Here is a 12783-nt window from a genome sequence, read left to right on the forward strand (position 1 = left end):
CGAGCGGCATTCTGCTCAGACACCACCCCCGCACCCGCGCCGCGCTCGGGTGCCGCCCTCCCGCGCCACAGAACGGGGAACGCCACCCATGACCGTCAGCAACCCCTCGCCGCTGGCCTCCGACGACGACTGGTGGCGCTCCGCGGTCGTCTACCAGGTCTACGTACGCAGCTTCGCCGACTCCAACGGCGACGGCGTCGGCGACCTCCAGGGCATCCGGGAGCGCCTGCCGTACCTGCACGACCTCGGCGTGGACGCGCTCTGGCTGACCCCCTTCTACACCTCCCCGATGATCGACGGCGGGTACGACGTCGCCGACTACCGCGACGTCGACCCGATGTTCGGCACCCTCGCGGACTTCGACAACATGATCACCGACGCGCACGCCCTCGGCCTGCGGATCATCGTCGACCTGGTGCCCAACCACACCTCCAGCGCGCACCCGTGGTTCCAGGCGGCGCTGGCCGCCGGGCCCGGCTCCCCCGAGCGGGCGCGCTACCTCTTCGCCGAGGGCAAGGGCGAGAACGGCGAACTGCCGCCGAACGACTGGGAGAGCATCTTCGGCGGCCCCGCCTGGACGCGGATCGACGACGGCCAGTGGTACCTGCACCTGTTCGACCCGGCCCAGCCCGATTTGAACTGGCGGCACCCCGAGGTGCGCGCCGAGTTCGAGGGCGTGCTGCGCTTCTGGCTCGACCGGGGCGTGGACGGCTTCCGGATCGACGTGGCGCACGGCATGATCAAGGCCGAGGGGCTGCCGGACGTCGGTTTCAACTCCATGACCACCGGCCAGCGCCAGGCGGAGCTGCTCGGCAAGGGCCGGCTCCCCTACTTCGACCAGGACGAGGTCCACGACATCTACCGCGCCTGGCGGCCGATCCTGGACAGCTACCCGGGCGGCCGGATGGCGGTCGCCGAGGCGTGGGCCGAGACCCCGCAGCGCCTCGCCCGCTACATCGGCCCGGACGAGCTGCACCAGGCGTTCAGCTTCGACTTCCTCGACGCGACCTGGTCCGCCGACTCGTTCCGCAAGGTCATCGACACCGCGCTCGCCGAGTCGACCATCGTCGGCGCGCCCACCACCTGGGTGCTCTCCAACCACGACAAGCAGCGGCACGTGACCCGCTACGGCGACGGCGCCGAGGGGCTGCGCCGGGCGCGCGCCGCCACCCTGCTGATGCTCGCCCTGCCCGGCTGCGCCTACCTCTACCAGGGCGAGGAACTGGGCCTGCCGGAGGTGCTCGACCTGCCGGACGAGCTGCGCCAGGACCCGGCGTTCCTGCGCACCGGCGAGAGCCGCGACGGCTGCCGGGTGCCGATCCCGTGGAGCGGCGAGCTGGCCCCGTACGGCTTCGGGCCGGCCGGCAGCGAGCTGAGCTGGCTGCCGGCCCCGGCCACCTGGCGTGCCCTCTCGGTCGCCGCCCAGACCGGCATGCCCGGCTCGACGCTGGAGCTCTACCGCACCGCGCTGCGGATCCGCCGCGAGCACCCGGCGCTGGCCGCCGACGCGGGCGCAGTCACCTGGTTGGAGGCCGGGCCGGGCGTGCTCGCCTTCAGCCGCACCGCCGGCGACACCGTGCTGACCTGCGTGGTCAACATCAGCGGTGCGCCGGCCCTGATCGACGGGTACGGCGCACCGATCGCCGCCAGCGAGCCGCTCACCGGGCAGGGCTCCGGCCACCTGCTCGGCGTCGACGCGGCCGCTTGGTTCGAACGGCGCTGAGCGGGTAACCCGTCATCGACCTGGTCGTCCGTTGTGCCCCGCGCCGACGGGCGACTGGGCTACCGACCCCTTGTGGTGGGGGGTGAGGTGGCGCCGGCGCCTCCGGAGTCCGCTCCGGTGGCGCCGGCGTCCATCGGGATGCGCCGGCCGGACCGGTTCAGGCGCCGCCGGGGAGCTTGGCGGCGATGCGCCCGAAGCCGGCCCGCAGCTCGGCCTCGGTGGGCGGGGCGAGCGGCTCCGCGCGGTCGGCCTCCTCGGCCGCCGCCTCCAACTCCTCGTCGATGGTGTCCTCGAAGTCGCCGTAGAGATCGGCCTGGTCGAGCTGCGCCGCCTCGTCCTCGGCGGCGATCTGCGCCGCGGCGATCTCGCCCCGGATCTCCTCGGCCGAGACCGCCGGCAGCAGCGGCTCGACGACCGCCATCAGCTGCTCCTCGGCGACGATCGACTCGGCCAGCGCGAGGGCGTGCGGCCGCTCGTAGGGGCCGCAGACCACCGGCTCCCACTCGTCGGCGTCGCCGAGCGGGCCGAAGGTGATGATCCACGGCAGGCCGAGCATCGGCGAGTCGTCCGGCAGGTCCAGTGTCACGAGTGCGCCCACGCGCCCATCATGTCCGTGGCGCCGGGCACCCGGGGAGTCATTCCCGCCATTCCACCTACCGCGCGCGGGTCGCCGGCGCCCCGACCCGGGGTCGCCGGCACCGTCAGGCCGGTCGCGTCGCGTCCAACGCCGCGCGGACCAGGGCCAGCGCCGTCGCGGGCGGTACGCCCAGCCGGGCGGCCTCGGCGGCGTACTCGGCCGCCACCCGCTGCAACCGGTCCGACGCGTCGTCGCGTCCGGGCGCGACGAAGGTGCCGTGCCGGCCCCGGGTCTCCAGCAGACCGGCCGCCTCCAGCTCCCGGTAGGCCCGGGCCACCGTGTTGACCGCCAGCCCGAGGTCGGCCGCGAACCGACGGACGGTCGGCAGCCGGGTGCCCACCGCCAACCGGCCCGTCCCGATCAGCTCCGCGAGCTGCCCGCGCACCTGCTCGTACGGCGGCACCGCCGAGCCCTGGTCGACCGTGATCCGCACGCCCGCTCCCCCACTCATCCGGCCCCGCCCGGGGTGCCCGGGTCCGTGTCCGCGTCCGGGTCGACCGGCCCCGGAGCCGCCGCCAGGTCCACCACCCGACCGCGTGGGCTGGTCGCGGCCAGCGCCGCGCCGAAGAGCACCAGCTGGTTGAGCAGGTAGAGGTAGAGCAGCAGCCCCACGGCGCCCGCCACCACCGTGTACGCCGGGTTCCGCTCGGTGCGCACCACGTAGAAGCGCCCGACGGTGTTCAGCAGCGTGATGCCGACCGCGACCAGCAGCACCACCGGGCGCAGCCGGGACCGGCTCATCCGCAGCCTCGGCACCGCCACCAGCAGCAGGGTGGCCAGCACCGCGTTGACCACCACGCTGAGCACCGCGCTGACCGTGGTCAGGCCGACCGAGCCGGTGCTGCGCAGCAGGAACCGCAGCAGCGACTCCAGGGCGTCCACCGCCGCCACCGAGACGCCGAGCAGCACGAAGATGACCACCAGCACGCCGAGGTCGACCAGGCGGCGGACCACCAGGTTGCCGGGCTGCTGGTTGAGCCCGTACATGAGCCGCTGGGAGGACCGGATCGCCTCCACCCAGCCGACTCCGGTGAACGCGAGGATGATCAGGCCGATCACCCCGACCGTGCCGCTGCTGTCGGCGATCTGCACCGGATCGAGGAACGGCAGGTTCTCCCGGAGGAAGTCCGCGGCGGCCGCGCTGACCTCGTCGTTGTCCTCCAGGATGGCCCCGAAGATCGAGTACCCGACCAGCGCCAGCGCGAAGACCGCGAAGAAGCCGTAGTAGGCGATCGCGGCGGCCAGCCGCCCGCCCAGCACGTCGTTGTAGAGCACGCCGGCCCGCCAGAGGTGGTCGGCGGCGCCCCACCGGCGGCGGGTGGCGCTGATCCGGCGGTCGATGCCCGCCTCGATGCGGCCCAGCACGTTCACGCCGTCATCCTCGCCGATCTTCCGCCGCCGCGCGGGCAACCGGGCGCCGGCCCGCGCCGGGCGGCGGTCGTACGGCGGGAGCCGGCGTCGACGCCGTGGCGCACCCGGGCGACCGCTCAGCCGCCCAGCCGGAAGTCCCGGCGCGGCTGCCACCGGGTCTGCCCGCTGTGCGAAAAGAGGGTGAACGCCTCGACCTCGAACATGGCCGAGAAGTCGGCCAGGTCCTCGTACGCCCGGTCCAGCGCCTCCGGCGCGACGTCCTGGGCGACCGTGACGTGCGGGTGGTAGGGGAAGCGTGTCTCGCGGTGCAGCTCGGGGGCGGCCCTGATCGCGGCGGCGAGCAGTTCGCACTCGCTGATCCCGGCGGCCACCGCCACGAAGACGACCTGGGTCACCGGGCGGAACGTGCCGGTGCCCCGCAGGTGCAGGGTGAAGGGCAGGTGGGCGGCGGCGACCGCGCCGAGGTGCCGTTCCACCGCCGGCAACGTCGCCACCGGGATCTCGGTCGGCCCGAGCAGGGTCACGTGGGCGGGGACGACCCGGGGGTCGCCGGCCTCGACCCGCCGCCGGGTGAGCAGGCCGCCCCACGGTTCGGGGATGTCGACGGCGATGCCGATCTCGATGGTGTCGCCGGCGTCCGGCGCCCCGTCCCTGCGATCCACGCTGTGCGTCATCCCTCCGGCCACCGACCCGTCCGCCCTCACCCGTCGCGCCGGGGCGCTACTCGCCGCGCACCGGCGGGAAGAAGCCCACCCGCTCATACACGGTGCGCAGCGTCGCGCCGGCGAGCACGCGGGCCTTCTCCGCGCCGGCGGCGAGCAGCTTGTCGAGCTGCGCCGGGTCGTCGAGGTAGGCCTTGGTGCGCTCCTGGATCGGGCCGACGAACTCCCGCACCACCTCGCCGAGGTCCTTTTTGAGGTCGCCGTAGCCCTTGCCGGCGTACGCGGCGACCAGGTCGTCGACGCTCCGCCCGCTCAGCGCGGAGTAGATGGTCAGCAGGTTGGAGACGCCCGGCTTGGTCTCGGTGTCGAAGACGATCTCCCGCCCGGTGTCGGTGACCGCGGAGCGGATCTTCTTGGCCGAGCGGGCCGGATCCTCCAGCAGGTTGACGATGCCGGCCGGCGACGAGGACGACTTCGACATCTTGGCCGTCGGGTCCTGGAGGTCGGTGATCTTCGCGGTGTCCTTGACGATGTGCGGCGCGGGCACCGTCAGGGTCGGCCCGAACAGCGAGTTGAACCGCTGGGCCAGGTCGCGGGAGAGCTCCAGGTGCTGGCGCTGGTCCTCGCCGACCGGCACGGCGTTGGCCTGGTAGAGCAGGATGTCGGCGGCCTGGAGGATCGGGTAGGTGAACAGGCCGACGCTCGCCCGCTCGCCGCCCTGCTTCTGCGACTTGTCCTTGAACTGCGTCATCCGGCTCGCCTCGCCGAAGCCGGTGATGCAGCCCAGCACCCAGGCGAGCTGCGAGTGCTCGGGCACCTGCGACTGCACGAAGAGCGTGCTGCGCTCGGGGTCGAGGCCGACGGCGAAGAGCTGCGCGGCGGCCATCCGGGAGCGCTGCGTGAGCGTCTTCGGGTCGTGCCCCGCCGTGATCGCGTGCAGGTCGACCACGCAGTAGTAGGCGTCGTGGGTGTCCTGCAACGCCACCCAGTGCCGCACGGCGCCCAGGTAGTTGCCGAGGTGGAACGAGTCGGCCGTCGGCTGGATGCCGGAGAAGACGCGGGGGCGGGCGGGAACGTCGGACATGGCGGCAATTCTGTCAGCAAGACCCGGTGCGCGTCATGACGGGCCGGCGGGTCGGTTCCGCCCCACCGGCGCGGGGGCGGTGATCTCGCGCCGCGGCTCCGGCAGACGCCCGGCGGAGACGGTGAGCCGGGCCACCCGCCGTCCCTCCAGCGTGAGCACCCGCAGCAGCCAGCCGTCGGGCGGGTCGTCGGGTTCCGCGCCGCCGTCGCCGGGCGGGCCGACGGTCACCGGCACCTCGTCGCCGGCGACGGGGAGCCGGCCCAGCGCGGCCATCACGAAGCCGCCGACCGTCTCGTACGGGCCGGGTGGCAGGCGCACCCCGGTGTGCTCGGCGAAGTCGGCGAGGTTGAGCCGGCCGTCCACCACGGCGGGCAGGCCGGCGTGCACCGGGTCGGGATCGGTGTCGTACTCGTCGTGGATCTCCCCGATCAGCTCCTCGATCAGGTCCTCCAGGGTGACGATGCCGGCGGTGCCGCCGTACTCGTCGACGACCACGGCGAGGTGGTGGCGCTCCCGGCGCATCTCGCTGAGCGCGGCGAGCACCCGTTTGCTGCCGGGCAGCCGCTTCACCTCCCGGGTCAGCTCGCCGACGGTGGTGCAGGGGTCGACGTCCGGGCGGAGCAGCACGTCGCGCAGGTGCACGAAGCCGACCACGTCGTCGTGGGTGCCGTCGATGACCGGGTAGCGGGTGTGGGTCTCGGCCCGCACCATCCGCTCCGCCTCGGCGATGGTGAGCCGGGCGGAGAGGAAGACGACCTCGGTGCGCGGCATCATCACCTCGCGGACCAGGCTCGCGCCCGCGACCAGCACCTCGTCGATGATCCGCCGCTCGACCGGGTCGAGCAGGGTGTTGGCGGCGACCAGGTCGCGCAGCTCCGCCTCGCTGATCCGCTCCCGGCCGGCCGCCGGGCTGGCGCCGAGCAGCGCCGTCACCGCGCGGGTGGCGGCGTCGGCGGCGCGCACCACGATCCGGGCGACGGCCCGGGGCAACGGCCCCGGCTCGCGGCGTGGCCGGCTCCGGGCGCGTCGCCGCAACCCGGGAGCACCCGCTTCCCGCATGACAGTGATGGTAGACAGCGCCGGGCCCGCGGGCAGCCCGTGTTCGGCTCTGTTCGAAGTTGTGGAATCATGATGGAATCACAAGGTGGCCGACGCGGGGCGGGCACCGGCCGGCCGGCCGTAGGGTGATCACGACACGGGCCGCCACCGGACGGCCAGGCAGGAGGAGACCAACGTGAAACTGCTCGTCACCGGCGGCGCCGGCTTCATCGGCAGCGTGGTGACCCGGATGCTGCTCGACGCCGGCCACGAGGTCGTGGTGCTCGACGACCTGCGCACCGGCCACCGCGAGGCGCTCGCCCCCGACGCGACGCACGTCGACGCGCCCGTCCACGACGCCGCGCGGGTGCTCACCCCCGGCGCGGGCTTCGACGGGGTGCTGCACTTCGCCGCGCTGATCGCCGCGGGCGAGTCGATGACCCGGCCCGAGCTCTACTGGCACACCAACACCGTCGGCTCGATCGCCCTGATCGACGCCGTCCGGGCCGCCGGCGTGCCCCGCCTGGTCTTCTCCTCCACCGCCGCCGTCTACGGCAACCCCACCGAGCTGCCGATCCCCGAGACGGCGGTGAAGGCCCCGACGAACACGTACGGCGCCACCAAGCTCGCCGTCGACATGGCCCTCACCTCCGAGGCGATCGGGCACAACCTGGCCGCCGTCTCGCTGCGCTACTTCAACGTCGCCGGGGCGTACCTCGACGGCGACGTCGCGCTCGGCGAACGGCACGACCCGGAGACCCACCTCATCCCGATCGCGCTGGAGGTGGCCGCCGGCCGGCGGGAGAAGCTCCAGCTCTTCGGCGACGACTACCCGACCGTCGACGGCACCTGCGTGCGCGACTACATCCACGTCGCCGACCTCGCCCGCGCCCACCTGCTCGCGCTCGACGCGGCGACCGGCGGGCAGCACCGGATCTACAACCTGGGCAACGGCAACGGCTTCACCAACCGCCAGGTGGTCGACGTGGTCCGCGAGGTCACCGGGCACCCCGTGCCGGTCGAGGTCGCGCCGCGCCGCGAGGGCGATCCCGCCGAGCTGGTCGCGTCGTCCGCGCTGGCCCGCGAGGAGCTGGGCTGGGTGCCGCGCAAGCCGACCCTGCCCGACATCGTCGCCGACGCCTGGGCGTTCTACCGCACGCACGTCGCGGGGCCACGGTGACCGACGACGTCGCGGCCCGCGCCACCGCCGACTTCCACTCGGCGTACGGCGAGCCGCCCGCCGGCCGCTGGGCGGCTCCCGGGCGGGCGAACCTCATCGGCGAGCCTGCCGCTGCGCACGGTGGTGGCAGCCGCCCCGCAGCCCGGCGACACCTGGACGGTCCGCTCGGAGCTCACCGGTGAGACGATCACCTTCGGCGCCGAGGAGGTCGCCGGGCCAGGCCGGGTCACCGGCTGGGGCGCGTACGTGGCCGGGGTCGTCTGGGCGCTGCGGGAGGCGGGGCACGCGGTGCCCGGCGCCCGCCTGGCGATCGCCTCCGACGTGCCCCTGGGCGCCGGGCTGTCCTCCTCGGCGGCACTGGAGGCCGCCGTGCTGGCCGCCCTGGTCGACCTGGGCGGGCTGGACCTGCCCGCCGAGCGACGGCCCCGGCTGGCCCAGCGCGCCGAGAACGACTACGTGGGCGCGCCGACCGGCATCATGGACCAGTCGGCGGTGATCCGCTGTCGCGCCGGGCACGCGCTCTTCCTGGACTGCCGCGACGAGTCCGTCGAGCAGGTCCCGTTCGACCTGGACGCCGCCGGCCTCGCCGTGCTGGTCGTCGACAGCCGGGCCCCGCACCGGCACGCCGACGGCGAGTACGCCGCCCGCCGCGGCTCCTGCGAGCGGGCCGCCGGGCTGCTCGGCGTCGCGGCGCTGCGCGACGTCCCCGCCGACGGGCTGGCCGACGCCCTGGCCCGGCTCGACGAGGACGAGACCCGCCGCCGGGTGCGGCACGTCGTAACCGAGAACCAGCGCGTGCTCGACACCGTCGCGCTGCTGCGCGCCGGCCGGGTACGCGAGATCGGGCCGCTGCTGACCGCCTCGCACGCCTCGATGCGGAACGACTTCGAGATCACCGTCCCGGAGATCGACACGGCCGTCGAGGCGGCCCTGGCCGCCGGGGCGCTCGGCGCCCGGATGACCGGCGGCGGGTTCGGCGGCTGCGTCCTCGCCCTCGTCGACGCGGAACGGGCCGACGGGGTCGCCGCCGCCGTCACGGCCGCGTACGCCGAGCGGGGCTTCGCCGCGCCCGGCCACGTCACCGTCCTGCCCGGCCCGGGCGCCACCCGGCTGGACTGACCACGGTGGGCGGTCACCCGCCCACCGTGGGGGTCACTGCGCTTCGACGATCATCCCCGCGCCGACGGTGCGGTTGGTGGACTCGTCGATGATCACGAAGCCGCCGGTGGTGCGGTTGCGGCGGTACTCGTCCGCGAGCAGCGGCACGGTCGTCCGCAGCCGCACCCGGCCGATCTCGTTGAGCCCCAGCCCGTCCGCGGACTCGTCGCGGTGCAGCGAGTTGATGTCCAGCCGGTAGTGCAGGCCGCGCACGATCGCCCGCGCCGAGCGGGTGGTGTGCTTGATGGCGTACTTCCCACCGACCTGGAGCGGGCGGGTCTCGTCCATCCAGCACACCATCGCCTCGATGTCCTGGGACACCGCCGGGGCGTTGTTCGGGCGGCAGATCATGTCGCCCCGGGAGATGTCGATCTCGTCTTCGAGGCGTACGGTCACCGACATCGGCGGGAACGCCTCCGCGACCGGCCCGTCGGCGGTCTCCACGGCGGCGATCCGGCTGGTGAAGCCGGACGGCAGCACCATCACCTCGTCGCCCGGCTTGAGCACGCCGGAGGCGACCTGGCCGGCGTAGCCCCGGTAGTCGGTGACGGTGGTCGACTGCGGGCGGATCACGTACTGCACCGGGAAGCGCACGTCGACCAGGTTGCGGTCGCTGGCGATGTGCACCCGCTCCAGGTGGTGCAGCAGCGACGGGCCCTCGTACCAGGGCATGTTCTCCGACCGGGTGACGATGTTGTCGCCACGCAGCGCCGAGACCGGCACCACCGTCAGGTCGGGCACGTCGAGCTTCGCGGCGAACGCGGTGAACTCGTCGGCGATCCGCTCGAAGACCTCCTGCGAGAAGTCGACCAGGTCCATCTTGTTGACGCAGAGGACCAGGTGCGGCACCCGCAGCAGCGAGCAGAGGAACGCGTGCCGGCGGGACTGCTCGACCAGGCCCTTGCGGGCGTCCACCAGGATCAGCGCCAGGTCGGCCGTCGACGCCCCGGTCACCATGTTGCGGGTGTACTGGATGTGCCCGGGGGTGTCCGCGATGATGAACTTCCGCCGGGGCGTGGCGAAGTAGCGGTACGCCACGTCGATGGTGATGCCCTGCTCGCGCTCCGCCCGCAGGCCGTCGGTGAGCAGCGCCAGGTTGGTGTACTCGTCGCCCCGCGCGGCGCTGACCGCCTCGACGGCGGCGAGCTGGTCGGTGAAGAGCGACTTCGTGTCGTAGAGCAGCCGGCCGATCAGGGTCGACTTGCCGTCGTCGACGCTGCCGGCGGTGGCGAAGCGCAGCAGGTCCATCGGCCGGGGCTCCGGCACGGCCCGGGCGTCCGTCGGGCTCGCGTCGGCCGGCGGGACGGTCTCGGTGGTCATCAGAAGTAGCCCTCCCGCTTGCGGTCCTCCATGGCGGCCTCGCTGACCCGGTCGTCGCCGCGGGTCGCGCCGCGCTCGGTGATCCGGGTGGCGGCGACCTCCTCGATGACCTTCTCGACCGTGTCGGCGTCGGAGCGCACGGCGGCGGTGCAGGACGCGTCGCCCACCGTCCGGTAGCGCACCCGCGCCTTGAACCGGTCCTCGCCCGCCCGGGGCCGGAAGAACTCGTTGACCGCGTAGAGCATCCCGTCGCGCTCGACCACCTCGCGCTCGTGGGCGTAGTAGATCGACGGCAGGGCGATGCGCTCGCGGGCGATGTAGTGCCAGACGTCCAGCTCGGTCCAGTTGGACAGCGGGAAGACCCGGATCGACTCGCCCGGGTGGTGGCGGCCGTTGTAGAGCGCCCACAGCTCCGGGCGCTGGTTCTTCGGGTCCCACTGACCGAACTCGTCGCGGAAGCTGAACACCCGCTCCTTGGCGCGGGCCTTCTCCTCGTCGCGACGGGCGCCGCCGAAAAGCGCGTCGAAGCGGTGCTTCTCCACCGCGTCCAGCAGCACCGGCGTCTGGATCCGGTTGCGCATCCCGTCGGCCGACTCGCGCACCAGCCCGCGGGCCAGCGCCTCCGGCACGCTCGCCACCACCAGTTGCAGCCCCAGCTCCGCGACCCGCTGGTCCCGGTATTCCAGGACCTCGGGGAAGTTGTGCCCGGTGTCCACGTGCATGACCGGGAACGGGACGTTGGCCGGGGCGAACGCCTTCTGGGCCAGCCGGAGCATGACGATCGAGTCCTTGCCGCCCGAGAAGAGCAGCACCGGCCGCTCCATCTCGGCGACCACCTCGCGCATCACGAAGATGCTCTCGGCCTCCAGCGCGTCGAGATGCGACACCTGGTAGGCGGCGGGGGCGGTCATGACACGGGCTCGCTTCGCTCGAATCCGCTCATCGTATTCCAGACCTTTCCGGTCGGGCATGCCAAGAAGTGCCGCTCAGGCTACCCGGAATGACGCTGCAACGCTGCAAGCAACCGACTGGCGAGATCCTCGCGGCAGACCAGCAGGTCGGGCAGGCGCGGATCCGCCTCGTTGTATCTCAGCGCAGAACCGTCGATCCGGGAAGCGTGCAGGCCGGTGGCCGTCGCCACAGCGACCGGCGCGGCCGAGTCCCACTCGTACTGGCCGCCCGCGTGGATGTAGGCGTCCACCTCACCGGTCACCACCGCGGCGATCTTCGCCCCGGCCGAGCCCATCGGCACCAGGTGCGCGCCGACGTCCTCCGCCAGGTCGGTCAGGAACACCGGCGGCCGGCTCCGGCTCGCCGCCAGGCGGATCGTCCGCCCGCCGGGCGCCGCCGCCTCCACCGTCGCCGGAGGGTACGCCGGCGGATAGTCGGTGCCCAGCACCCGCTGCTGCGCCGGTAGCCCGACCGCGCCCGCGACCAGCCCGTGCGGCGTCGGAGCGGTACGCGACCAGAGCGCCACGTGCACCGCCCAGTCCGAACGGCCCTCCTCGGAGAATTCCCGGGTGCCGTCCAGCGGGTCGATGATCCACACCCGGTCGGCGGTCAGCCGGGACACCGCCTCGGCGTTCACCTCCGCCGCCCACGCCAGCCGCGAACCCTCGTCCTCCTCGGAGAGGACGGCGTCGTCCGGCCGCCACTTCGCCAGCTCGGTGCGGATGAGGTCGTGCGAGACCTTGTCGCCCGCCGAGCGCAACGCCCCCGCGTCCGCGAAGCCCATCTCGGCGCGCAGGCCGAGCAGCGCCTGACCGGCCCGGGCCGCCAGCCACCGGGCGAAGGCCCCGTCGATCATCGGAGGACTGCCCATGACTCTCGCTCCCGTCGCCTCGCCTCGCTCCGCGCCCGGCACGCCCACGCCGACGACCCCGCCCCGACGGTCGCGTCGCGCCGAAAGGCGAAGACTACCGGCCCCGGGCGCCCAACCCGGCGCTCACACCCCGTGGTAGAGGTTCTGCGTCGGCTCCACGCCCCTGGTGACCACCGACTCCACCACGTCAGCGGCCCGGTCCACCAGGAACTCCAGTTCCTTACGCTCGGTCGCGCCGAAATCCGACAGTACGTAGTCCGCCGGATCCTGCCGCCCCGGCGGCCGGCCGATGCCGAAGCGCACCCGGACGTACTCCTTCGTGCCCAGCGACTTGGACATCGACCGCAGGCCGTTGTGCCCGCCCTCGCCGCCGCCGCACTTCACCCGCAGCTGGCCGTAGCCGATGTCCAGCTCGTCGTGCACGGCGATCACCCGGCCCGGCGGCACCTTGTGGAACTGGGCGAGGCCGGCCACCGGCCCGCCGGAGAGGTTCATATACGTCAGCGGCTTGACCAGTACCAGCTTCGGCCCGCCGAACCCGAGCCGCCCCTCGGCTACCTCCGCCACCGCCCGCTTGTGCCGGCCGAACTTCGCGCCGAGCCGGCCCGCCAGCAGGTCGGCCACCATGAAGCCGACGTTGTGCCGGTTGCCGGCGTACTCCCGGCCCGGGTTGCCCAGGCCGACCACCAGCCACGGCCCCGCCTCGTCCGTCACGCCCCGCCCCTCCCGCTGCTCGCCGTCACCGCATCCACCGGACACCGATACGCCGACAGGCGCCCCCGACCGCG

12 protein-coding genes and 1 pseudogene are annotated in these 12783 nt (G+C 73.6%); 3 read left to right on the plus strand and 10 right to left on the minus strand.

Going from position 1 to position 12783, the window contains the following annotated elements; all coding sequences use genetic code 11:
• Nucleotides 1–88 precede the first annotated feature (88 nt).
• The gene (locus tag AC5L34_RS09750) at nucleotides 89–1723 is read left to right on the plus strand and encodes a glycoside hydrolase family 13 protein (RefSeq protein ID WP_494824536.1); all 1635 of its coding nucleotides are present in this window, start codon (nucleotides 89–91) and stop codon (nucleotides 1721–1723) included.
• A gap of 157 nt (nucleotides 1724–1880) precedes the next feature.
• Here AC5L34_RS09750 and AC5L34_RS09755 read toward each other — a convergent pair whose 3' ends face one another.
• The 6 genes from AC5L34_RS09755 to AC5L34_RS09780 all read right to left on the minus strand — a co-directional run bounded on the left by AC5L34_RS09755 (nucleotide 1881) and on the right by AC5L34_RS09780 (nucleotide 6536).
• Nucleotides 1881–2321, minus strand: coding sequence for a hypothetical protein (locus AC5L34_RS09755; RefSeq protein ID WP_441174458.1), 441 nt, complete (start codon nucleotides 2319–2321; stop codon nucleotides 1881–1883).
• Between the two features lie 103 nt (nucleotides 2322–2424).
• On the minus strand, nucleotides 2425–2793 hold the full coding sequence (locus AC5L34_RS09760; RefSeq protein ID WP_494824538.1) for a GntR family transcriptional regulator: 369 nt from the start codon (nucleotides 2791–2793) through the stop codon (nucleotides 2425–2427).
• Nucleotides 2794–2807: 14 nt separating this feature from the next.
• Nucleotides 2808–3731: a YihY/virulence factor BrkB family protein gene (locus AC5L34_RS09765; protein WP_441174459.1), complete on the minus strand. Its 924-nt coding sequence runs from the start codon at nucleotides 3729–3731 to the stop codon at nucleotides 2808–2810.
• Nucleotides 3732–3847: 116 nt separating this feature from the next.
• Nucleotides 3848–4405, minus strand: coding sequence for a 2'-5' RNA ligase family protein (locus AC5L34_RS09770; RefSeq protein ID WP_441174460.1), 558 nt, complete (start codon nucleotides 4403–4405; stop codon nucleotides 3848–3850).
• Between the two features lie 46 nt (nucleotides 4406–4451).
• Nucleotides 4452–5477 carry a tryptophan--tRNA ligase gene (gene trpS / locus AC5L34_RS09775; protein WP_441174461.1) on the minus strand — a complete coding sequence of 342 codons (1026 nt, stop codon included), beginning with the start codon at nucleotides 5475–5477 and terminating at the stop codon, nucleotides 4452–4454.
• 33 nt (nucleotides 5478–5510) lie between these two features.
• Nucleotides 5511–6536 carry a hemolysin family protein gene (locus tag AC5L34_RS09780; RefSeq protein ID WP_441174462.1) on the minus strand — a complete coding sequence of 342 codons (1026 nt, stop codon included), beginning with the start codon at nucleotides 6534–6536 and terminating at the stop codon, nucleotides 5511–5513.
• 175 nt (nucleotides 6537–6711) lie between these two features.
• Here AC5L34_RS09780 and galE point away from each other — a divergent pair, with 175 nt between their 5' ends.
• Together galE and galK are read left to right on the plus strand one after the other, a co-directional pair.
• The gene (galE, locus tag AC5L34_RS09785; RefSeq protein ID WP_441174463.1) at nucleotides 6712–7695 is read left to right on the plus strand and encodes a UDP-glucose 4-epimerase GalE; all 984 of its coding nucleotides are present in this window, start codon (nucleotides 6712–6714) and stop codon (nucleotides 7693–7695) included.
• Nucleotides 7692–8814, plus strand: a pseudogene (galK, locus tag AC5L34_RS09790) (galactokinase). The gene galE and the pseudogene galK overlap by 4 nt, the downstream one beginning before the upstream one ends.
• Nucleotides 8815–8847: 33 nt before the next feature.
• Here the strand turns inward: galK and AC5L34_RS09795 are convergent.
• The 4 genes from AC5L34_RS09795 to pth form a co-directional block, all read right to left on the minus strand.
• The gene (locus AC5L34_RS09795; protein ID WP_494824541.1) at nucleotides 8848–10173 is read right to left on the minus strand and encodes a sulfate adenylyltransferase subunit 1; all 1326 of its coding nucleotides are present in this window, start codon (nucleotides 10171–10173) and stop codon (nucleotides 8848–8850) included.
• On the minus strand, nucleotides 10173–11084 hold the full coding sequence (gene cysD / locus AC5L34_RS09800) for a sulfate adenylyltransferase subunit CysD (protein ID WP_089002098.1): 912 nt from the start codon (nucleotides 11082–11084) through the stop codon (nucleotides 10173–10175). Before cysD ends, AC5L34_RS09795 begins: the two co-directional genes overlap by 1 nt.
• Before the next feature lie 80 nt (nucleotides 11085–11164).
• Nucleotides 11165–11995, minus strand: coding sequence for an inositol monophosphatase family protein (locus AC5L34_RS09805; RefSeq protein WP_441174464.1), 831 nt, complete (start codon nucleotides 11993–11995; stop codon nucleotides 11165–11167).
• Between the two features lie 123 nt (nucleotides 11996–12118).
• Complete coding sequence (gene pth, locus AC5L34_RS09810; protein WP_350822118.1) at nucleotides 12119–12709, minus strand: aminoacyl-tRNA hydrolase; 591 nt, start codon at nucleotides 12707–12709, stop codon at nucleotides 12119–12121.
• Nucleotides 12710–12783: the final 74 nt, after the last annotated feature.

It is taken from the genome of Micromonospora sp. ZG13, assembly GCF_059359355.1.

Excerpts from the sequence above, each read along its gene's own strand:
- AC5L34_RS09750 (WP_494824536.1), top strand. The coding sequence starts at position 89 with ATGACCGTCAGCAACCCCTCGCCGCTGGCCTCCGACGACGACTGGTGG.
- AC5L34_RS09770 (WP_441174460.1), bottom strand. The coding sequence starts at position 4,405 with ATGACGCACAGCGTGGATCGCAGGGACGGGGCGCCGGACGCCGGCGAC.
- trpS (WP_441174461.1), bottom strand. The coding sequence starts at position 5,477 with ATGTCCGACGTTCCCGCCCGCCCCCGCGTCTTCTCCGGCATCCAGCCG.
- AC5L34_RS09780 (WP_441174462.1), bottom strand. The coding sequence starts at position 6,536 with ATGCGGGAAGCGGGTGCTCCCGGGTTGCGGCGACGCGCCCGGAGCCGG.
- AC5L34_RS09795 (WP_494824541.1), bottom strand. The coding sequence starts at position 10,173 with ATGACCACCGAGACCGTCCCGCCGGCCGACGCGAGCCCGACGGACGCC.
- cysD (WP_089002098.1), bottom strand. The coding sequence starts at position 11,084 with ATGACCGCCCCCGCCGCCTACCAGGTGTCGCATCTCGACGCGCTGGAG.
- AC5L34_RS09805 (WP_441174464.1), bottom strand. The coding sequence starts at position 11,995 with ATGGGCAGTCCTCCGATGATCGACGGGGCCTTCGCCCGGTGGCTGGCG.